The following is a 21,119-nucleotide window of genomic DNA, read 5'->3' as shown; positions in this document are numbered from 1 at the left end:
TTACTTAATCATGTACGCCCACAAACGGCAGTTCAATCCTGGGAGGGTGAAGAGGCTGAACTTGATTTGTCTGGGAAAGGTGTGATCTATGGTTCTAGTAATGGTAATGAGCTAGGTTATGCCTCTGATTCCTCTATAAATGGTAATCATTCCGCCGGTTGTGGCTTGTCAGCTTGTGTCGCTAACTCTAGCTTGATTTTGTCAGAAGAACCAAACTTTAACCCTCCAAATGGGGCCACTACGATCGATTTAGACGAACGTGGAGGTATGTTAGCCGGTGGGATATACAAGACAAATGGAAATGTGACTCTTAAAGAGGGAGATAGTGTTATTGTGACAGCTCCTTCAACATTATATGTGAACAAATTAAAAGTTGATGGTGGTGGGGTAGATGTGTTGTCTGATGATCCTAATGACTTGTTAATAGTCTTAAAAGGTGATTCTGAGTTTATCGACGGCTCGACAGTTCATGGACACATATTAGCGAAAAAAAAGTTAACTATTAAGGACACTGAGATATTCGGTTCAATAGTCGCAAAAGACCTTAAACTTGATTCAGGAGGAGTGGTTAATGGGATGACTTCAACAGCACCACCAGAGCCACCTATTTCGGATACATGTGCGATATTCCCAGATGTTATACAATCGTGGGGAGGCAGCTCCTCTTTAGTTTTGCAAAGTGATGTTAGTTTAGTCGGTACTCGTAGAAACCAAGGCTACGTTGGGTGTGATAGTGTCCACAAGGCTTGGGAGGACCAAAAGGCTTGTGATGGACTTGATTGTATAGCTGATGATGGATTGTTAGTTTCGACTCCCAATATAGTGAACTTAAATGTAGGTACTGTTGATTTAATAAATGAAGATACCCCAATTCTTGAAGGTTACTACGACGAAATAAGACTTGATGATGGTGCTGATTATCAATTTAGTGGTGGCGTTTACCACATTCGTAACCTAAACATTGGGAACTCAACAACTGTTTTTTTGAAGAACCCACAAAATTGATTGTGAATACGCTATCGATTGATGGCGATAGTCAATTATTTACAAAAAATGACAAGTCCGAAAACTTGATTATTTGGGCTGAGGGTTTAGGTGGCTCGGATGCATATGTTTACGTAAACACAGCTGGCCCAAACCCCTTACACGCAAATATATTTAGCCGAGATACCATAAGGGTTACTGGTGAGGCGCAGGTCGAAGGTTCTTTGTCCGCTAAGACTGTTGAATTGTCCGGTCGATCAAGATTGAACAATGATAATACTGAGTGTTGGCCTCCAGCCCCTGAGTTCGATATTCGTCACTATATAGAAGATGAATTACAAACTAATCTGTATAGCGGCTCATTACCCGTTGGTACATTGCATGTAAATCTCGAAGAAGCCTATGACTCATTTAGTCATCGTCTATTATCTTCTATTTATGAACAAAGTAATGATGCTTTTCACTCGTTAGCCAACCAGCCAGTTGCAAATAATGCTTTCGAGGATGCCAACGTAGTCGTCTTAAATGACTCGAGTAAAGCACTCTCATTTGGAGGGTTTACAAACGGTACTTCTTATGTAGGTGGGTGCCGTTATAATGACTTGCCTTTGCTTGGTTGGAGAAATTGCCTAATTGACCAGAGTATTAGTTCTGGTTCATTTCCAGCTGTTCTCCCAGCTTTTCAAACGTCTGACGAGGATTTTAAATGTAATAAAAATGAGGTGTGTTACCCCGAACCAGGTTCATATAGGAAATTTGAGTTTGATGAAGAGGATTCGGTACTTCAAACTTCGGGTGATGTGCAAGTTCACTACCGTGAAATCGACATTAAAAAAGGCCCTATCTATGTAAACACTTCAAGTCCTTCAGAAAGCCTCTTATTTGTTGGGCATGGTGACGAGTCAAGAGTTGAGTTCTCGAAGGGAGTGAAAGATTCAATTATAAATGCGTATTTTTATATCGATCCTGCAGCGGATATTCACCCTGGGCATTATCACGGGTTTGAAGTGCGGGGTGAGCGGAATGTAATTAGGGGGGGAGTAACGGCGCCCCACGTTGCGATAGGAACAGAGGATAAAGACACAGGGAACCAATTTATAGGAAAAGCTCCGCCCCAATGTAATATCGAAGAAACGGAAGATTTTTTTCTTACGCTTGCCTCAAATACAAGTATTGTCTTGAGCTGTGAATCTAAGCGAGTTGAGTTTCAAATTACTGACTCAGATGGTAACCCTACTGGAGAGTACTCAGGGGATATCCGTATAACTGCACCTAGCAGCGCAACGTTGACTCTGGTTAAGGGGGAAGGTTCTTCCGGTTTATATAGAGCAGATACGCAAGGAAGGTTATGGCTTGACGTTTCTAACTCAGGCGTTGGCACAGTCACGGTTGTAGGTGAACTAATAGACTCAACCATTCCAAGTTCAATTAGCCATGTTGTTACTTTTGTTGCAAATAAATTCAACATTTCATCTACATCCGTTGGAGCTATTTTAGGGAGGCCTCTAAAAGCAACCGTTCAACCTATGGAGTGTCAAGCTTCAGATGATGGTAACTTGCAGCCAGTTACCTCTGTTGATTATCTGGGTGTGAAATCTCTATCTATTTCTACTACAAATTATCTTAAGCCTACAATAAATGATGTATTAAACCTTGAATCTATTCAGGTTAAGGAGATATCAAGTGATGATTTTGTAAATATTCCTGTGAGCGATTTTAGGTTAAGGTTTGAGTTGAACTCAAAAGGTGAAGCGGAAGCAGCATTAGATTTACGCTATTTCGAGTCTGGTCAGGTTTCGTATTCTCTGTATGCAACTGAATGTATAATTGACGAAAGCGACGAACAACAATGTGAAACGTATTCCGGAGTGCAAGAGCTTAAAGTACGCCCTTGGACTTTTGCTATATGCAGTGATGAAAACATCGATGGTACCTCAGGCTCAGGTGCGGGGTTCAGAACTACCGGAAGTCAATTTGGGGTTATGGTTAGACCAATAGTTTGGCAGGATGGAGGGAATAGCTCTGGTCAAGTTGAGACGTCAAAATTTTGCTCAACACCGGTGACTCAGAATTTCTTTTCAGATTCTGCACCCCAAGCGACGGTTATTATTTCACATGCCGTTAGCACTCCAAACTCTGATGAAGGTGGTATAGACGGTGATTTATTGGGAACGTTAGCAAAGGAACATAACCAAAGCGTATCGACAAACGATTATTACTATTTTAATGATTTAGTTTGGAATGAGGCTGGTAGTGTTCGTTTGGATGTGACAACCATATCACAGTATCTAGGCATGGAAATTAATACCAGATACCGTTCAGTTGGGCGTTTTTATCCTGCATTTTTTAAGTCGCAGAAACACAATGGTCTTACCCATATTCAAACGATTTCGTTTACATGGGGCAACCTCTTGATGGCGTTATGGTAGAAATCGAAGCCTTAGGAGGCAGTTTTTCTAAGCTTCAAAACTATACATATTTTGATAGTGGTTATAAGGCTCAATTTTATTTAAGAGAGGACTCTGGTAACAGTGAACGTTTCAACTTTACGTCTTTTCAACAAGAGGAATGGGTAAATAAATCTGGACAATCAACAGGGGTGTTTATCAATTTAAAAGAAACTGATTGTGATAACAGTATCTGTTGGCGAAAAGCAAATGCTTATAGTCCTGACGGTCCATACAACACTTCAACACAAGTAGATGTATCCAACATTATAGTAGTGGGACAGGAAGGGAACCCAGACCCTATAGTATTTGCTAATGACAATCATATACTAAAAGTACAACCTCAAATTTTATTTGGCCGACTTAACCTAGGGGATGTTGGAGGAGAGCAAGGTAAGAAGATAACCGCCCCTCTAGAAGTAGAGTATTGGAATGGTTCTAAGTTTGTGACAAATACTAAGGATAATACTACATTGTTTAACGGAGCTTATTCATGCTCTCAAGTTATTTGGTCCGACATAGATGATAACGCTTCTTTATCTGGATCTGATGTTGTAACCGAGGGCTCGTTACATAGCTTAGGCGCAACACAAGTTCTTTCGGTTAGAGAGCCGGTCAGACTATATTTAGAGTTGAGTAATGTGAAAAAATGTTCAAACACCTCAAATCAATTACCATGGCTTATGTATGATTGGGATAGGAATAGTCAAAATGAAGAAAACCCATTAGCAGTTGTAACATTTGGGATTTTCCGAGGTAATGATCGAATTATATTTCGTGGGGAGAAGGGGATGACTGGCCAATAAGGTATACTTAAATAAGAGTGGGAGATTTCCCCTCCTTGGTATAGACACTGGACAAAGAGAGTATTTATTAATTTACGTATCTTTATATGTATTAGTTCCGACTAGATCTGACACTTCGATTTGAAAAGAAGAGAGGTAACTCTCATGCTTCATACTAGCAATCCAATCATCAAACACAAAGCTGCGCTTCCAATCTTGCAGAGGAACTTGGCAATGTATCTAGAACTTGCAAAGTTATGGGTGTCTCTCGAGACTCGTTTTATCGCTATCAAGAGTTAGTTGAAACTGGCTATATTGATGCTCTGATTAATCAGAGCAGAAGAACACCAAACTTAAAGAATCGTGTCGATAGTTAGACTGAGTAGGCTGTGCTCAAATACTCCATCGACTTCCCTGCGCATGGACAAGTCAGAACAAGCAATGAGCTGCGTAAACTAGGCGTGTTTATCTCTCCAAGCGGCGTACGCTCAATTTGGCTCCGCAATGACCTAGGAAACTTCAAGAAACCTCTTATCGCACTGGAAAAACAGGTCTTAGAGGGAGGTATAATCCTAGCGGACGAGCAACTCGCAGCCCTTGAGCGCAAGAAGCATGATGATAAGGTCTGTGGTGAGATAGAAACTGCACACCCAGGTTATCTCGGCTCTCAAGACACGTTCTATGTTGGAAATCTGAAAGGTCTTGAACGCGTCTATCAGTAGACGTTCGTTGATACATATAGCAAAGTTGCTTTCGCTAAGCTCTATACGACGCAAACACTTATTACCGCAGCAGATATGTTGAATGACGAGGTTCTACCGTTCTTCGAGACTCACGAGTTGCCAATGCTGCGAATCTTGACTGACCGGGTATTTATTACTGTGGTCGAGTTGAGCAACATGATTACCAACTTTAATTAGCCATCAATGATATCGATCACACTAAAGCCATGTCGCCACAGACAAACGGGATCTGCGAGCGTTTCCACAAGACCATATTGAATGAGTTTTACCAAGTGACGTTCAGAAAGAAACTGTATGGCTCAATGGATGAGTTGCAAAAAGATCTGGACGAATGGATGGACTACAACAATCATCGTACATATCAAGGAAAAATGTGCTGTTGCTGAACACCAATAGAGACATTAGAAGGTGGGAAATCAATAAGGGCTGAAAAGAATTAGCCCTGATATAATCTGACAGGCACCGAGTCTAAAAGTGGGTAACTGCCAACTCAGGCATGAATTAGTACACCTTATAATCATTGGTGTAACGTGATTGTACTAAGACCCCCTCCTTAACTTTATAAGGTAAACTTTTTCTGTGAGGTTCTCCAAACTTTGGCGGTCCAACTACGTCTTGAAGTGAATTCGCCTTTTCAATTCTATTTCAGGTGTAAACACAAATCTCTTAAACTTGCGATCATTAAATAACATATTGATATGACTATTAAAATATACTTTCCGATAATAATGACAGTGCTATGACAGTATTGAGATCAAAATAACGAAACCCTCAATGAGCGTGCTTAAGGTGCTGTTTCGGCTTCAAAATAGTGCCCATTTATAAATCATTACTTTACCTATGCTTAATTTTCCAACGTTTAAAAGAGTAAGGCTCAGCTTGGCTGAGCCTGTTGTTATTCTTTCCAGTGCTTGTCAGCTAAAGAAATAGTTTGGAAATATATAACTACCGTCTTAGAGGGCTCTATAAGGAGAGTGGAATTCTCTGAGTATTCAGGTCTCAACTTTTTCAACACCTCCATATCAGGTTGTGATTTTTAACCCCCATTCGGCTTAGTTTTATTGAAAACTCAACCCCTGCTCTGGATTTTCGGTTATTCGCGTTGGTAGCCAATCTTGCATTAAGTCCTTCCTTTTGAATGATAATTTTGTTGTCAGGTTAAATTTTTTGATCTTACGATTAAGCTGAATGTAATCCACATCAAAAGCTTTATATTATTATTTCTAGCTTCTAAGGCCAGAATTTAAGTCTTGCTTTGGTGCTATAAAAGTCCCTGCGAGTTTTCTGATTACGTGTGAAATTTTCGCAGTAAGATGATACTGAACCTGAAACTCAAGCACTTTTACCATTCAATATCATTATGAAGTTACATTATTTGTTATTAATCAGGTTTGTTGAGATAAATTTTTCTGAATCAAGCATAGCGCTAATGATGTTTGGGTCTGATTAATATCATGCTGGATAAGATGAGGTTTCATTACTTTGTTTACAGGTATGTTTTATTTTAATATTTATTTCGAACAGTCAATATCAAAAGGTAATTTTAGTAATGTTTAAAAATAAAATCATAGTTTCTTTAGCTTTAGCTGCATTAACAAGTAGCTCTTCACTTTATGCTGCAAAAGGCGAACAAGTAGTCAAAACTTTAAGTATAAGTGCAACAATTCCTAGTTCGACATTTTACGTAAAACCTTTGCTCGGTTCTTGGCCTAGTAGTATTCAACTGGAATATAATGATGAAACTAAGTCATTCACTACATATTCACTTCCTCTTAGAGCTAAATCTTCGGAAGGTTATAAAGCAATGATTAACGGTGTAGCTGAAATGACCAGTGTTGATGGCCATACAACAATCCCTCTTGTTGTGGAATTAGGGTCAAATACGTTAAATAGCTCTACTTATACAACTATTGCTACAAATGATTTGGTAGATAGTAGTGATTCATCAAGCGGACGACAGGAGAAGATTCACGAGTACGATTTAAAAATTAGTGCACAGTCGGGTGCCTCGTACGAGGTGGTAGGTGTATATAGTGGAACTATAAACCTAATGTTTGAAGATGACTTTTAACTAGTACAATAAAAATTGACCACCTGCATCCGTAGGTGGTCGCTTTATCATTATATACACATACCATATTTTTAATAGAGAGAATTACTCCATGAAAAGTATTTTTTTGATTTTAACATATGTCACTATTTTATTCTCATCTAAGGTTTTTGCTGACGCAGTGCAAGTTTCAGTTACGAGTTCCGTTAAAGTGTTGAACTCTGAGGTTGGGAGAAAAACATCATTATTAAAAGTTCTAAATCCAGATGAAAAGAATCCAATGTTCGTTAAAATTAAAGTTTACCATGTCGAATCTGACAGTATTGGAACAGGAGAAGAAAAGTTAACTGAAATAAAAGGTAAACTCAAGGAAAATGACTTGATAATACTGCCTGACAAAATAGCTATTCCTCCAAACGGAAAGACTAATGTTAGGATGATATATACAGGTGATAGTTTAGATGAAGACAGAAATTATAAGGTAAGGTTTTATCCAGTTACTAGGTTTGAATATGATGGTAGCAATGAACAAGGCAGTACCTCATTGTTTTTTTCATTATCATCAACGTCATTTGCAACAGTGATAAAGAAAGACCCAAACTATAACGTTAAAATCGATGGTGATATTATATCCAATAATAGTGATAGCTTAGTGTTGCTCAATCAATGTAATGTTTGCAATGGAAAAAGTTGTGAATTATATACTGAGTTTAGGCTACCTCCCCAAAGAACAATCGATTTTAGGAGTTTACTTAAAACTGGCAAGGTCTCGTCATGGCAGTGTTCCTTAAATGAACCCGGGCTCGGTAAAAGAGTTATCTCTAAAATGACAAAATGAAATCTAGTGATATGCGAACATCAACAAAATATATTCTTATAATTCTAAGCTTATTTATTACATTTCGAGCGAACGCATCACCTAATGAAATTATTGACAATCGTCCAAGTTTTAGAACCATGGTTCCGGAGGGATTTGAAGGTTTATTAGTGAATGAAGTTACACCTACCGAATTACGATACCTAGATAATACCATTGCCGACGGAGAACTCATAAGTTATGAGGGGAGAGATAAATATTATCGTTTGGGAAGCGATGAACTGGTTTTAGAAAAAACCTATAGTTGCTCTTCTATTGGATCAATCAGTAAAATTGTTTCTGATCCGGCTCTATGTGATGTAATGACTTTTTCATTGCATCAAAAATTAGAAGAACACACATTATTGGTTTACTTACAACCGGATGAAAGTGTTATTCCTGCCCTAAATGAGAAATTGGGAATTTTAGGTGTATCTAAAGACAGTAAACGCGAAATTTTACATATAGGGAATAGTACAGTAACTAGTCTCAGTGGTAGTATAGGCTACAGCGCTAATTTTACGAAAAATGAAACCGCAAATGGATCTTTACTGTTAACGAGTCGAATTTCTTTCGGTGAGTACTTGTTAGAAGCAGACCCTTCAGTTAATGGCTACAACGGTGAACAAACAACTGGACTTAGTAAGTTATTGGGGAGTAGAACTTTCGAAGGTCAAAGGCAAGAATTTGGATTTAAACAATCAAGCGAGAGTAATATATTTAATTCGGTTACTGGTGTGATTCCAAATCGAGCTATGATAGGTGGTTGGTACTCTTCAACTAACGAAACGCTTATAAATAAACAATTAGGTTATGGTTTGCCTCTGGAAATTTTCATGCCGTTTTCAGGAACAATCGAAGTTTATCGTGCAAGTCGTCTATTATATGTAGTCCCGGCTAAGCCTGGAATGGTTCAAATACCAACATTTGATTTTCCTATCGGTCTTTATGAGGTTTCTATTGTACGTAAGCCTAATAGTGGTGATAAGTTAAAACCTATTTCTCGTACGGTCAATAATTATCTAAATGATGATGGATTCTCATTTGCACTAGGTGTAATGGACGACGGCATAAAGCAAAATAATACACTAAAAGGCGAGTACAAGGATCTTGCTGCTGGATTTTTCTATCAATCAAAGCTAACCAATTTTTCGACGGAGTCTTTTTCGTTGGTCAATATTGGTAATAAGCGATACTGGCGTACTGTTATTGACCATCAATCTATATATAATGTTGGTTCTAAGTTTTCGACCGAGTTTGATCTTAACTTCGAAAATTGGGGAGTAAAGTTACAGACAAATTATTCCGGAATATTCCTAGATAAAAGAATAGGAGGACATTTAAGTTACCAGTTGGATGAACGGTTTAATGTAAAAAGGCATACATATTTTTTAAACTCTTCACTTATGCCAAATAATAAATACTCAAATTCGATAGTTTTTACTGCAAGCTCATCTAAAGTAGAAAACTCAAAGTTTGACCACACGTATAATGAATTTAATCTCCAAAACCAAAATGAAATTTACGTTTTTGGGGTGCCTGTTAATTTAAGTTCCTCTATTGGAGTGTCATCTAAGGACAGTATATTTGGTAACCTATCAGTTAACTTTAATTTTGGAAAAAATGGTGATTATATGTTGAATACAAACTTTTCTTATGCTGGTCGAGGTGAATCTCCTTATAGCGAAGTTATTCTTTCTAAGCACTTGCCTGAAGGGGAAATGCTAAACTCCCTGAGCCTAACGGCTGCTGCTAGCAAAGAATTTGTGAGCGCTGGTACTCATGCTGAATTCACCCTTGATAGCGCCAATATGTATTTTGGTAGTCAATTATATCGTGATATTATTTCCAATAAAAATAGACAAAGTACATATGGTCATGCCAGTGGTAGCGTCTACTTTTCCGGAGGCCAATATGCGGCTAATTCCAACAACTCTTTATCAGGTGTTATCATCAACCTAGATGAGTCTCAGGGGAAGAATGTTGACGTCTATGCCGATGTTAGTGGGGGGGGATCAGTCAAACTACTGTCTGGGAATAATTTTGTAGCAACACCGACTTATTCAAGAAGTGATATATATATAAACTCTCATAATGCAGTGGTAGAAAATTATAGTAATGAATATACATTGTATAAAGGTAATGTTTCATATTTAAAAATAACACCAAGAAAAACATTTGAAGCTGCAGGGTTCGTTGATTTTAAAAGTATAAATGTTAACAATATTACCATAAAAAATCACGAATCATCAGTTGATATTTCTTCCAAAGATAGCGATGGTTATTTTCAAATGACGGTATCTAGACAATATCCAATAATTGAATTGATTGACGGTCAAGGAAATAGTCTTTGTGCTATTGATATAGAGAACATGGTCGGGCGACGCAATAGTGAAGATTTTGTTTTTCTAGGAGGTGTGAAATGTTGATTATATATTACTAATTGTCACTTAATTAATGTTTCTATCAATACTACAAGGAAAATTTATGAAATCGTGCGCTGCTCTCTTGTATAACTACATTGTTTGTTGTCTAATTTTAACCTCGGCCTCAACACATTCCGCAGAATATTCAATACCAATTGGTTACCTATATTACGAGTCTGGAGGCAATAACTTCGCGTTTCCAAGTGATCCACGCCCCCCTATCTGTAACAGCAATGGGGCGGTTGGCTCTCTCTTTGAAATATCGGGTAATCATCCGGAGAGTGGTCAACGGGCCTGGAAATTTAATTTACTTAATCCTGCCATCGTCGTACTTAATGAGCGAGATAGTGATGAAACCGTTCAAATAAGAATCACTCCACTAGGTGTGCGTAAAACAGGGGTGGTGCAAGGTGGATGGTTGGGCGCATCAAACAATGCTAATTGCGTTGACCTTCGTACTGCTACAAATTTTTCTATAGCGAGACAATTTGGAGAAAATCCACCTTTGGTGTGGGGAAGTCAAGCCCTCGGCAATGACGCCAATTTTTCGACTTCATTAGCTTTTGAGGTAATTAATGCAGGCACTGTTACTCCCGGAGTGTACTCAATTTCTGGGGGCTACCAATTTCAAGAATCCGAATACAGAATCACTTCAAGAAATAATCCACATACTGGCCATACTTTCACAACACCGTCAATCCCAAATCTAACTTTGGTTGTTGGGCATGTGTTCAAAATATATATGCCTTATACATCGATTTCTTTGAATCCATCTAGCGATGACAATATTCATAATGGGGAATTATGGTTTCGTGCTCATAGTAATCAGAAGTATACGATCACAATGGCATGTTCGGGCGTAGCTTCTGGGGATGGAAGGTGTAATTTTGACGGAACTTCAATGAAATTGGGTGTGGACGTAAGGTTTCCTCAGCAAGGGAACGAATTCAGCTTGAAGCACAACATCCCAGTAGATATAGAAGGGACGAATTTTACCGACAGTAAAAATCCCTATACAGGTTATATTGATTTTACTCTTGAAGGGGTTAGAGATGTTGGTTTAGTTGGTAGTACATATTCGGATACAGTGACTTTAGTTTTTGAAGCCGATTTTTAACTTTTCTTGTAAATCATACCCCAGATTTCGTAACTATTACTAATGAGACTGATGTTTTATGACGACTAGTTCTATCAGCCTATACTAGGTTTGCCAGATTTACTGAATTTATTATTTTGTTAACAACAAACCGCCCACTGAGTTATGGGCTTATGGCGTTCGTAGGAGTTGTTACTTAAATTAAATTGAACCGTTCTCCATAATGATGACCCGGATCTTATATGAGTGATGGAACGAGGACGAAAATGGGACATTCGAAAGCTAAAATCACGGACTCGAGCCAATATAACCAAGCACATCGGAATCGAGGCCGAGAGCTCTAATACTACGACTGAAACAGCCCTTATGATAAAGATCTTCTTTTTTTCCACTTCATGCTATTCAAGGGGTCATTGATTTCAGTATTTAAGTTGAAGATCGTATCACTCAGGTCTCCCTCTACACCAGCATCGGTAAGTGTAGAGGTAGACTATGCAAGTAAAAAATCGCAATTGATTCCACAGGCATAAAAGTATTTGGTTAAGGTGAATGGAAAGTTAGAAAACTCGGTTATGAAAAGCGAATAATGATAAAAAACCCATCCTTCTGTTGATTTATGGCTTTAATTATGTGTCTAAATTAGGTACAGAGTCACCTGCTACTTATAGCTGTAGTCAATACGAAAATTTTACCTCTAGATAACCTAAATGCTGTAGTTGTGGCGAAAGTTCGAACATCTTTGTGCTGTTTCTTAAGCTTAACGTCCCCGAGTAACTGTCTAATTTGATACATTGCCTTTCCTGAGCGTCGACGTCTTTGGTAGTAATGTCTTTGGCTCCAACACAGTTTGGCCGAACCAACCTACAGATTTCGAGTTAGCCGTTCATGTCGCAAGCACGACCACCAGGCATCAAGATAATGTCTCGACTTATGTTTCTAGCGGTAACTGTCTACAAGTTTAACTCTCAGTAATGATTTAATAAGTTCTTGCTTCTACTGCTATATTCAACATTTCACATCCGTTCAGTGCTTTTTGACTTATCAAGCATCTTAACTACACGCCTTAGCGCCAGTAACATTAATGTCTAAGCATTGTCCCACTAAAATGAGACTACGGTTAGTTTTTGCTCTGCGACTGATGCAATACGGATAACTAAACGAAATGCGGCTAGTCCAAATATAGAGTAATGAATCATTGTAGCACTCAAAACAGAGTGAAAAGCTAGTTTCTGCGTATTTCCATTATTCCGATCACCAATTTTGGAGTTATGTAAGAGGTGATCGGATAGTCGCGGAATCATGATAACTAGATTACTGAATCGGTGTGGTCTCTAATGTTTACTCTAGGCCCGGTTACTTATCGTTTGAATACGTCTAATGCCTGTGGTTTGTATTGTAACGAGGCTTTGTGGTGAATGATTGTAGATCATGTCATGGGTTGTAAAATTAGTTTCATTTAATTGAGGCAACAAAGTCCACTAGAACAGGAAAACAACAAGATATAGCTAATCAGATGAAAGGGGCATGGCTACAGAGAGGTAAGATAGTTCTTCTTAAATATAAAAGCAGCGTCCTCAGTAAGGCCAGGATAAACCACTTACTCAGAGTGTAATTATATTCTAAGGGGGACTGAATATATATAATATTGGTCGATTTCATAGTACTAGTGATTGAATGGAAAAACTAAAACTCACATGAGGAGTATGTATTATTGTAGATGTCTTTTATTGTCGAAGAAATAGATTTAGGTTTACCATAATAGTACCCTTGAAGGAGAAGGTTTGAATTTTCAATCTGATTGATGAGGACATGTTGTTTGATGTTCTCAATACCTTCTATTACTAGTTTTGATTGATAAGGTAAGCATTGTTCGATTGTTAGCTTTAGATTTTGATACTTTTTTTCAGACTTTTCAATCCCTTCGACTAATTTTTTATCCAACTTAACGAATTGCCATATCGATAATTGAACTAAGTCGATAGTTGAAAAACCAGCCCCAAGATCATCTAATGCGACATCTACACCTATTTTATGTAATTCGCTGATATTATCAATGAATTTTTTTGTTAAATGTACGCGTTGTGTTTCAGTTATTTCGATCACTATACGTGAATGAACAGAAGGGTATTTTAGGATTAAATGTTTAAGTGCTTCGACATAATGAGGCTCATTGAGGTCGTTGAACGTTACGTTCAATGAAACGTATTGAAGATTTGGGCTATACGAAAGCAGCAACTGCGCTCCAGCTAGAACTTGTTGAGAAATTAACATGGCAAACTTTCGACGGAGGTAATCATCGCTTTCTATAATCTGCATAAATTGTGCAGGGCCGAGGTTGTATGGATTTGACCAACGAGCTAGAGCTTCAAATGCGCTTGGGTTTATTAGGTTATTTATCTGATAAATTGGCTGGTAGTAAACGCTAAAATCACTAGGAGATGTTTTCAAAGAATGGAACAATTGTTCTTTTATAACTATAACGTCTAATACGATATGCTCTATGATAGGAGTCGTAATTCCTGTTACGGATTTAAATTCATTTTTTTTTAACATGGTACACATTGGATATGCTTTGATTAAATGTTTTTATTGGCGTGATGAATGATAATGTTTAAATGATTTGTGTATAGTAATATGCTTGTCCTTTATGTTCGGAACCACCTTCTAGAGACGGTGGTTTTTTTAAATGTGCTTTACCTCCATATACATTGTACAATTGGGCTCGTATGATACATTTGATAGTTTAATCTTGGTTGGAATTGATAGAGTTCTAACTTTTTAAAGTTACTGCATACGTTTCCTGGTTCCGGAAGTATAGATGTGCAATAGAAGATAGATATAAGAGATAATCCGAGAAGTAGTAGTAACTTAACTGTCGATAATGTCATTAGTCTGTTTTTTTATAGATAATATAAATTACCGCGATGCATAATCAAAATAACGCTGCATCGCGGTAGATTATTTACTAGATTTGGAATATTGCTTTGTCAAAAGCTGTTTTTAGATCTGGTAGAAGTGTAAGTTCTGGAACCCTTTGAATATGCACTATGCGATCTTCCTTATCCACAACTAAAATAGCTCTCGATAATAGTCCTAGCTCCTTAATATTCGTTCCCGTCATGGTACCAAATTCATGATTTAATGAGTCTGATAAAAAGCTAGAGTGATTACTTATATTCTGTTCACTGATAAAACGAGATTGAGCGAATGGGGTATCTGCACTTACACTAATGAATTCAATATTGTCGCTGTAATCGCTATACTCTTGAGCTAATTTATCGAATTCAATTGCTTGCTCAACACAAACTGGCGTGTCAACTGAAACAAGAATGTTGTAAATTCGCACTTTTTCACTTCCCCGTGTTGGTACAGGTTCCAAGGTGGAGCTCTTTAGAACCATATTGGGTAATAAGTCTCCTTCTTTTAAAGAATGTCCTGATAAATGAAAAATGGTAGAGTTTTCTAATGTAACACTTTGGTTCTCACCCAATTCAGCAGATTGTATGGTCACATCAAATGCTGCGTTCGCCCAGCTTGACACTAATAAACTTACTAAAATCACACTATTATGTTTCATGTTAAGCCCCCTTTACTGCTGCTGTAACATTCTCATAGTTCGGTTCTTCAGTGATCTCATCAACAAGCTCTGAATGAATTACACTACATGATTCATCAAATACGATGACAGCGCGTGATGTTAAGCCTTTAAGAGCACCTTCATTAATATTAACTCCATATGAGGTGCTAAATGTAGGAGAACGGAAACATGATGCAATACTTACGTTTTCTAACCTTTCAGCTTCTATAAATCGTGCTTGAGCGAAAGGCAAATCTGCAGATACGCATAACACAACGGTATTCGGCATTTCTCTGGCTAAGTTGTTAAAGGTTTTTACGCTGTTTGCACAAACAGGGGTGTCGATACTAGGAAAAATGTTTAATACTACTTTTTTGCCGTAAAAACTGCTTAGATTAATGTCATTTAGGTTCTTATCACATAACGTAAAGTCAGGTGCACTATGACCGTGTTTTGGAAAGTTACCTACTAGTTCTACTGGATTTCCTAGAAATGTTACTAACATATTGCTCTCTATTTTAATTGTTAAGTCTGTTTATTGTAAGCTTAACCACTTATCGCACATCGGATGTATCGTGGAAGCGGGGCCATCTTAATCCGAAATCACAATTTTTCCACGCAAAGTGTTCTGATCTATTGTGAATAATATTATTAACTCCATTAATTTTAAGGTCTATTTGGATAATAACCCTATAAAGTGGGTGGTAAATACTATCTATTTAAGTTGAACCGCTGAAGAAGCCCTGGCCCTTATCAGAAGTAATCTACTGTTCATCAAAAATTAGATAAGGTGGCAGCCGTATGGTTGGTTGCATAAACTCATAGCATTTTAAATGGGATAGGTTTTTGCTAAGAAGAATAGAAAATATTAGAAATCAGTGTTAGAAAGAAATTGTAATGCGTATCGTGCAGTATTTAATGTTTTAGGGAGTACGGTTTTAAGATTGAACCATATCATATAGATGCTGTTGGTATTACTCCTCATAACTTATCATTTTCTTTATGTGCGTCTATCGTGAGCAATCTAAGTAGAGAGGGGAGGGTATTAGGTGAGCTTGGCTGCGTGTACGATGAATTTCAACGTAGTCTGACTAAAATTAAGAGCTGCTGAATAGAAATGTCTGACAAAAACTTATCGTAAAGCTTAGGATTAATAAGGAGCTCGCTCCTTAAGTTGCACTTATTTTAGAACATATCCGGGGGGGGATCTCCCAAATATGTTCTTTTTCTTGGTTTGCTTGGCTAATATTTAACCATAATAAGGTGTTTCATTTTGAGGATAATGTCCTTGGCGAGGTGATTATCTATTTTAGAGCAGAATTCCTCCTCAAGTTTCAAGAGTGTTAATGCTTTGCTCTTAAGCTGCTCACGCTCTACTCTAGATAACCACTTGCTTTGAATGAAAGCACACTTTAATGCAATGGTTAATTTGTCAATATACTGTCCTTCTTGGCTTGTTAACGCTTGATACTCTTCTAGTGAATCTAATACATACCTTAGCGACATTTTGGCTTCAACTCTTTAGTTAGAAAAGCAGACCTTGCCCAAGCGGCGCATGGAGTTGATTTGACTTTTTCTGATTTTTTCGCTGTTGAATTATTTGTGTTTACATAAGTCCTAAAAACGTTTAATGATGATAATGAGTAACCTTTAAAATGATTTGACATACCTTTCCTACGATTGTTTTTGAATTAGCAAAATTGCTTATTTTCGTTAAGGAAATTAGCTTGTAAGGGGGCCATAGGCTAGTAAACTAATCTGAATCATTCAAATTCAAACTTATTTATGCAAGTTGTATCGCTATAGCGACAAGCAAAATCAGATTCTTCCCAAATTACTACAACTCTAAAAATTACGTTATCCTCTACTTAGACACCGAATGCTGTTGAGCAATAATTCTGAAACACAGACAAAATCGTTATCCGAGTAAATGGTTTGAATGTAAACACTTTCGTAGCTTGCAAGGGTATGTGAAGTAGCTTTGATAGGGTGAAAATCTGGTCGTAACATAGGATTTAGATCGTAGAGAGATATAACTCCACGAGCATATATACCTATCTTAAAGTGATAGGTTAATGAGTGGTTTTCTGGTTTGAATACGCGGGTAGTTGTTGAAGACATGGGGAATAGTAGAGAATGTCTAATGGTATGGTAATCTTTGTATTGGTCGAATTCTCCGTTTTCTTTGTAGTTAATATTATGACTGAAAACCAGAGCTTCATCTGAATATTTTATTAACGCAGGGGTTTGTGTAGCATATACATACATATGAATAAAAGTTGTTAATAATGCACTAACCGATAAGCCATAAAGCCATTTATTGACAATGTTCAATTAAGGCCTCCTTTATGAAATAACTACTTTGAGTCGTATTAAATGAAAAGTTACGTACCATCGTATCATCGTCTTTTGCAAGTGGCTGGTATACACAGACTACGTACGTGTTGTGTATAGTAGGCGAGATAAACAACTTTTTTATCGTTTGACCCTTTAATGAGCTGAACTCGGATTTTAGGTAGTTAGATAACTTTTCGCTACTATTCGACTTTATGAAGTTGTACTGGATACCATCAAAGGTTTCTTCATGCCACTTTTCTATAGGTAAAGATGAAGGTTGATAAAAAAAACCAAACAAGCTGAATAAATTTGCTGAAGATATGAATGTTAATGTCAATAGTAGTGTGTATTTTGCTAAATTTTTGGCCGTGAAAGTACCAGGGTTGTTGATGTGGTGTGAATTTTTTAAGGTTTCCTTGACTTCGTCATTATGAATTGGATTTTTCTGAATGTTATTATCATGAATGCTCTCTTCTAAGGTCGGAAAATTATTACTACAGGCTGAGTTAGATTTTGAACAACGAATCTGTTTTTCTGTATCCGATTCGAGTTTGACCATATTTTCATTAATAGAATAGCCAATACCAGGGAGGGTTTTAATATATGTTTGTTTTTTCCCATTATCCCCTAAAGCTAGTCTTATTTGAGCGATACTTTGAGTTAAGCTGGCTTCTGTTACTACACGCCCGGGCCAAGCGTTAGATAGTAGAGAGTCTTTAGTTAAGGTCTTTCCTGGGTGCTCTAATAATAATTCAAGTACTCTGCATTCAGGGCTCTTTAATTTTTTCGTTTGCTTGGTGGTGATGTTTGTTAGCTGCTTGTTTTTTCGGGGGTTTAGTACCCAGTCAGGTGTGTTCCTTAAGTCAGACATTTATGAACGCCTTTGAATCTAGATCCTATTGATAATACTAAGTATAGTATAATTTACGAAGTTAAATCACAACCTTTCGAACTCATATAGTTTCATAAAACGAATGAGTAAGGTATATAGCCGATATGTTTATGTTGCGATGAAATACTTTAGACAGTATCTAGATTACTTCTAAGTGCCATTCTGGTTTTTAGACTGAATGCATTCGTTTAATCTTCTATGAAGAGTGCTCTGATTATGGTGTTTGTGAAGACAGATGACTATAAAGTGAAACGCCAAATGCATTATTTGGCGCTGTAATCGATAGGTTGATATTTAATTAAGTATGGTGCGATAGGCATTTAACACCACCCTCAATTAAACTGGAGTAGCACACTACTTTGTCATTTGAAAACACTATAGGAAGTATTCGGTTATTTTTCCCTCTAAGTGTATGTGCTTCTGTTTGAATCATACTAGGCTGTGCTACTTTGTTGCTTTCACGAGTCATGTCGTGTAAGTATATGAAATTATCATTTGAAAAGTCAACAAAATAACTCGTATAAACAGCTTGCTTGTCTCCATAGATAAAGCGGCTCATATGTGATTTTTCAAAGTTGAAAACACCACAATTCATTGTTTGATAATCCTCGTAAAAGTAAATATCTCCCTTAAGAGTAAAGTCCAAATTATTGCTATAAAAAAGCTGGCTAGTTTGCCCGGACATAAAGTCTGGGCAAGTGTTTATATTCATAAACATTTTAGCCCCTGTTGATAACAGTATGATAATAAGTAATGTTACCCTGGGTCTATTGGCAAATTTCATGAATTGTGTCTCTAATAAAATAATGGCTTTCTTGTAACGAAAAAGTTAGGTTTTTCACTCTGTGTTGCATGTTCTCACTATGCTGATAAATGCAAGAAATATAGTATTCACTAATGTTTGCTGTTATGAGAAGCATTGAAAGCTTGCTTTTATCTATAAGCTTACTATTTTGTTGGATATATTGATAAAGTTGCTTACTAACAGGGTTTGGTGAATATATATAAGTTACCCCCTGGCTATGATCTTGCTCCCAGTTTTCGGCTGGTAATTGTGTTCGCGTGTTGATTTTATAAAGGAGGCTTGTTACTTGGATTAGTGCTACTACAAAAAGAATCACTTTTGATAAGTGTGCGGCGTTGTAGCGTTCAAACAGATTTCCTGTTATTTTACTCGGTTGGCTACTTTCATCATTGAGGGAAGGGGAGATGGGGAGTGTCGAAAGGGGATCCTCCAAATTGTCTTCATAACTTTTGCTGTCATGAGTCAGTTCGATTATGTTATCAAATAGTAAGTATCCTGCATTAGGCATGGTCTTAATCACTTTCTGCTCTCTACCATTATCTCCTAATGCTAAGCGAATCTGCGAAATGCTTTGCGTTAAGCTTGCGTCTGTTACTATGCGCTCTCCCCAGGCATGAGCTAGAATTGCCTGTTTAGAAACCACAGTTCCTTGGTTAGCTATCAGTAGTTCAAGGACTCGAGATTCAGGACCTTTGAGCTTCTTTGTTTTTTTAGTCAAAGCGTGGGTTAATTGCTCTCTACTTAAGGGGTTAAAAACCCATACATCATCTTGTTTTTCCAAAACTAAACATTCCAAACTACGTTAACAATTACTTTCGGGCTACGTTCTTCCCTGTCAAAAAGTCTTAAGTTCTTCTAAGCTCAAGCAAATCAAACACAGTAAAAATACTGGGGGCTAGAAAAATTTGTTGACTGCGTAGCTTCAAATCTCCCAACTAGAATCTCAAGTTGAGGTGTTAATAGCAACTAAACAAAAATAATTCATATGATTTTAGAGTAATTAACCAATTATAACTTGCTGTTTTTGTTGGTTTTGCATTTTTGTTGTGTGGCTAACAACCCATGCGCTAAATTAGGTGTTCAATGATGAAAAGACAACTATTTACACTTTCTGCTTAATGCAAAATAGATTCGAAATTAGTATCTAAGTTTAAGATACGCCTTGATTACTATAAGGATGTGCGAATAACGTGATGCGTTATTCAGCTGATATAAGTACAGCATTTGTAGACACCTTCGGAAGCTACGCTTTGTACTTCCAATCTTGTTTTACCGGATGATTTACATTGGGAAGTGGTTAAATAAACAGTAACGACCTCTGCTATAAATTACATTTATTCGTAGATACTCGTTTGGAAATTAATTTTGCAATACCTATCAAAGATTGGCATAGCCCTTGAAACGATTTTCAAAGTACCAACTGACGATAACTTACGCATTATCCCGGATAACCTAAAAGAAATTATTTCAGGCTTAGAAGGCACAATGCTTGTTTACGCTCAACCTGTTGTATTGATTCCGGTGCTTTCGACCAATTTTATGAATTGGCTGATGCTGTCGAGAACCATGGCAACGCGTGGCTTCACGTAGATGGTGCAATTGGTTTATGGGCTGTCGCAAGTGATAAAGAAAAATACCTATTTAAAGGTATTGAGATAGCTGATTCTATTGATGCGGATAGCCATAAATAGTTCAATATGCCGTATGACAGTGGAATGATTATTATAAAATACGCCGCTGAGTGATCTAAAGCTATGGGTGATTACCTTGACGATGCAATGGAAAAACCAGAGCGAAACGCAATTAACTTTGGTAGTTCTGCATCAAGAAGAGCACGTGGCGTTCCTGTATATGCAGCGTTCAAATTATTACGTAAAGAAAGGATTTTTGAGCTCATGGATCGTTGCACTGAACTAGTAGAGCGTATGGCGAAAAAACTTTCCGTAGTAAAAACATCACAATTCTGAACGATGTTGTATCCTATCGTTTCTCAGCACAATTTGGTGAAGGCGAAGATATCTACCACAATGAACTCACGGATCGAGTTGTTCACCGTTTGCAGGAAGAAAGAATTCGCGAGGTCCTTAAACCCCCCCTCTTTTACCACTTAATCAACCCAAA

The 21,119-nt window shown here is 37.4% G+C and carries 18 protein-coding genes and 1 pseudogene; 11 read left to right on the top strand and 8 right to left on the bottom strand.

Annotated features, from left to right (window positions below):
• Positions 1-81: 81 nt before the first annotated feature.
• The 4 genes and pseudogenes from FTW16_RS08570 to FTW16_RS08555 form a co-directional block, all read left to right on the top strand.
• A complete protein-coding gene (locus tag FTW16_RS08570) occupies positions 82-1,005 on the top strand; it encodes a polymer-forming cytoskeletal protein (RefSeq protein ID WP_146490708.1) in 924 nt (307 codons plus the stop codon).
• Positions 1,006-1,007: 2 nt separating this feature from the next.
• A complete protein-coding gene (locus FTW16_RS08565; protein WP_315897544.1) occupies positions 1,008-3,413 on the top strand; it encodes a DUF6701 domain-containing protein in 2,406 nt (801 codons plus the stop codon).
• Positions 3,383-4,237 carry a DUF6701 domain-containing protein gene (locus tag FTW16_RS08560; protein ID WP_146490706.1) on the top strand — a complete coding sequence of 285 codons (855 nt, stop codon included), beginning with the start codon at positions 3,383-3,385 and terminating at the stop codon, positions 4,235-4,237. The genes FTW16_RS08565 and FTW16_RS08560 overlap by 31 nt, the downstream gene beginning before the upstream one ends.
• A gap of 144 nt (positions 4,238-4,381) precedes the next feature.
• Positions 4,382-5,342, top strand: a pseudogene (locus tag FTW16_RS08555) (IS481 family transposase); the annotation flags it as partial.
• A gap of 512 nt (positions 5,343-5,854) precedes the next feature.
• Here FTW16_RS08555 and FTW16_RS24720 read toward each other — a convergent pair.
• Positions 5,855-5,980 carry a hexameric tyrosine-coordinated heme protein gene (locus FTW16_RS24720; RefSeq protein WP_261383426.1) on the bottom strand — a complete coding sequence of 42 codons (126 nt, stop codon included), beginning with the start codon at positions 5,978-5,980 and terminating at the stop codon, positions 5,855-5,857.
• A gap of 528 nt (positions 5,981-6,508) precedes the next feature.
• Here FTW16_RS24720 and FTW16_RS08545 point away from each other — a divergent pair.
• The 4 genes from FTW16_RS08545 (at position 6,509) to FTW16_RS08530 (ending at position 11,408) form a co-directional block, all read left to right on the top strand.
• Positions 6,509-7,030 carry a CS1 type fimbrial major subunit gene (locus FTW16_RS08545; protein WP_146490705.1) on the top strand — a complete coding sequence of 174 codons (522 nt, stop codon included), beginning with the start codon at positions 6,509-6,511 and terminating at the stop codon, positions 7,028-7,030.
• A 91-nt stretch (positions 7,031-7,121) separates the two neighbouring features.
• On the top strand, positions 7,122-7,847 hold the full coding sequence (locus FTW16_RS08540) for a hypothetical protein (protein ID WP_146490704.1): 726 nt from the start codon (positions 7,122-7,124) through the stop codon (positions 7,845-7,847).
• The gene (locus FTW16_RS08535; protein WP_146490703.1) at positions 7,844-10,294 is read left to right on the top strand and encodes a TcfC E-set like domain-containing protein; all 2,451 of its coding nucleotides are present in this window, start codon (positions 7,844-7,846) and stop codon (positions 10,292-10,294) included. Before FTW16_RS08540 ends, FTW16_RS08535 begins: the two co-directional genes overlap by 4 nt.
• A gap of 58 nt (positions 10,295-10,352) precedes the next feature.
• Positions 10,353-11,408 (top strand): hypothetical protein, encoded by a 1,056-nt coding sequence (locus tag FTW16_RS08530; protein ID WP_146490702.1) that lies wholly within the window; start codon positions 10,353-10,355, stop codon positions 11,406-11,408.
• Between the two features lie 1,662 nt (positions 11,409-13,070).
• Here the strand turns inward: FTW16_RS08530 and FTW16_RS08525 are convergent.
• The 7 genes from FTW16_RS08525 to FTW16_RS08490 all read right to left on the bottom strand — a co-directional run bounded on the left by FTW16_RS08525 (position 13,071) and on the right by FTW16_RS08490 (position 19,779).
• Positions 13,071-13,940 (bottom strand): EAL domain-containing protein, encoded by an 870-nt coding sequence (locus tag FTW16_RS08525; RefSeq protein WP_186728042.1) that lies wholly within the window; start codon positions 13,938-13,940, stop codon positions 13,071-13,073.
• 412 nt (positions 13,941-14,352) lie between these two features.
• Entirely contained in the window at positions 14,353-14,964 is a 612-nt protein-coding gene (locus FTW16_RS08520; protein ID WP_146490700.1) for a redoxin family protein, read from the bottom strand.
• 1 nt (position 14,965) lies between these two features.
• Positions 14,966-15,469 (bottom strand): thiol peroxidase, encoded by a 504-nt coding sequence (gene tpx / locus FTW16_RS08515; protein ID WP_146490699.1) that lies wholly within the window; start codon positions 15,467-15,469, stop codon positions 14,966-14,968.
• Between the two features lie 1,352 nt (positions 15,470-16,821).
• Positions 16,822-17,298 (bottom strand): hypothetical protein, encoded by a 477-nt coding sequence (locus FTW16_RS08505; protein ID WP_146490698.1) that lies wholly within the window; start codon positions 17,296-17,298, stop codon positions 16,822-16,824.
• On the bottom strand, positions 17,282-18,172 hold the full coding sequence (locus tag FTW16_RS08500) for a transcriptional regulator (protein WP_146490697.1): 891 nt from the start codon (positions 18,170-18,172) through the stop codon (positions 17,282-17,284). The genes FTW16_RS08505 and FTW16_RS08500 overlap by 17 nt, the downstream gene beginning before the upstream one ends.
• Positions 18,173-18,491: 319 nt before the next feature.
• Positions 18,492-18,977 carry a hypothetical protein gene (locus tag FTW16_RS08495; RefSeq protein ID WP_146490696.1) on the bottom strand — a complete coding sequence of 162 codons (486 nt, stop codon included), beginning with the start codon at positions 18,975-18,977 and terminating at the stop codon, positions 18,492-18,494.
• On the bottom strand, positions 18,961-19,779 hold the full coding sequence (locus FTW16_RS08490; RefSeq protein ID WP_146490695.1) for a transcriptional regulator: 819 nt from the start codon (positions 19,777-19,779) through the stop codon (positions 18,961-18,963). The genes FTW16_RS08495 and FTW16_RS08490 overlap by 17 nt, the downstream gene beginning before the upstream one ends.
• A 584-nt stretch (positions 19,780-20,363) precedes the next feature.
• Here FTW16_RS08490 and FTW16_RS24920 point away from each other — a divergent pair.
• The 3 genes from FTW16_RS24920 (at position 20,364) to FTW16_RS24910 (ending at position 20,965) form a co-directional block, all read left to right on the top strand.
• On the top strand, positions 20,364-20,588 hold the full coding sequence (locus FTW16_RS24920) for a hypothetical protein (protein WP_409994447.1): 225 nt from the start codon (positions 20,364-20,366) through the stop codon (positions 20,586-20,588).
• Positions 20,543-20,689 carry a hypothetical protein gene (locus tag FTW16_RS24915; protein WP_409994446.1) on the top strand — a complete coding sequence of 49 codons (147 nt, stop codon included), beginning with the start codon at positions 20,543-20,545 and terminating at the stop codon, positions 20,687-20,689. Before FTW16_RS24920 ends, FTW16_RS24915 begins: the two co-directional genes overlap by 46 nt.
• A gap of 63 nt (positions 20,690-20,752) precedes the next feature.
• Positions 20,753-20,965, top strand: a complete 213-nt coding sequence (locus FTW16_RS24910) for a hypothetical protein (RefSeq protein WP_409994445.1) — start codon at positions 20,753-20,755, stop codon at positions 20,963-20,965.
• Positions 20,966-21,119: the final 154 nt, after the last annotated feature.

It is taken from the genome of Vibrio sp. T20, assembly GCF_007858795.1.
GTDB lineage: Bacteria > Pseudomonadota > Gammaproteobacteria > Enterobacterales > Vibrionaceae > Vibrio > Vibrio satsumensis.
This window is presented reverse-complemented; position numbering and strand designations above follow the sequence as displayed.

What these genes read in the sequence shown, in the direction of transcription:
- FTW16_RS08560 (WP_146490706.1), top strand. Translation starts at nt 3,383, where the DNA reads ATGGGGCAACCTCTTGATGGCGTTATGGTAGAAATCGAAGCCTTAGGA.
- FTW16_RS24720 (WP_261383426.1), bottom strand. Translation starts at nt 5,980, where the DNA reads ATGGAGGTGTTGAAAAAGTTGAGACCTGAATACTCAGAGAATTCCACT.
- FTW16_RS08545 (WP_146490705.1), top strand. Translation starts at nt 6,509, where the DNA reads ATGTTTAAAAATAAAATCATAGTTTCTTTAGCTTTAGCTGCATTAACA.
- FTW16_RS08540 (WP_146490704.1), top strand. Translation starts at nt 7,122, where the DNA reads ATGAAAAGTATTTTTTTGATTTTAACATATGTCACTATTTTATTCTCA.
- FTW16_RS08535 (WP_146490703.1), top strand. Translation starts at nt 7,844, where the DNA reads ATGAAATCTAGTGATATGCGAACATCAACAAAATATATTCTTATAATT.
- FTW16_RS08530 (WP_146490702.1), top strand. Translation starts at nt 10,353, where the DNA reads ATGAAATCGTGCGCTGCTCTCTTGTATAACTACATTGTTTGTTGTCTA.
- FTW16_RS08525 (WP_186728042.1), bottom strand. Translation starts at nt 13,940, where the DNA reads ATGTTAAAAAAAAATGAATTTAAATCCGTAACAGGAATTACGACTCCT.
- FTW16_RS08520 (WP_146490700.1), bottom strand. Translation starts at nt 14,964, where the DNA reads ATGAAACATAATAGTGTGATTTTAGTAAGTTTATTAGTGTCAAGCTGG.
- tpx (WP_146490699.1), bottom strand. Translation starts at nt 15,469, where the DNA reads ATGTTAGTAACATTTCTAGGAAATCCAGTAGAACTAGTAGGTAACTTT.
- FTW16_RS08500 (WP_146490697.1), bottom strand. Translation starts at nt 18,172, where the DNA reads ATGTCTGACTTAAGGAACACACCTGACTGGGTACTAAACCCCCGAAAA.
- FTW16_RS08495 (WP_146490696.1), bottom strand. Translation starts at nt 18,977, where the DNA reads ATGAAATTTGCCAATAGACCCAGGGTAACATTACTTATTATCATACTG.
- FTW16_RS24910 (WP_409994445.1), top strand. Translation starts at nt 20,753, where the DNA reads ATGGGTGATTACCTTGACGATGCAATGGAAAAACCAGAGCGAAACGCA.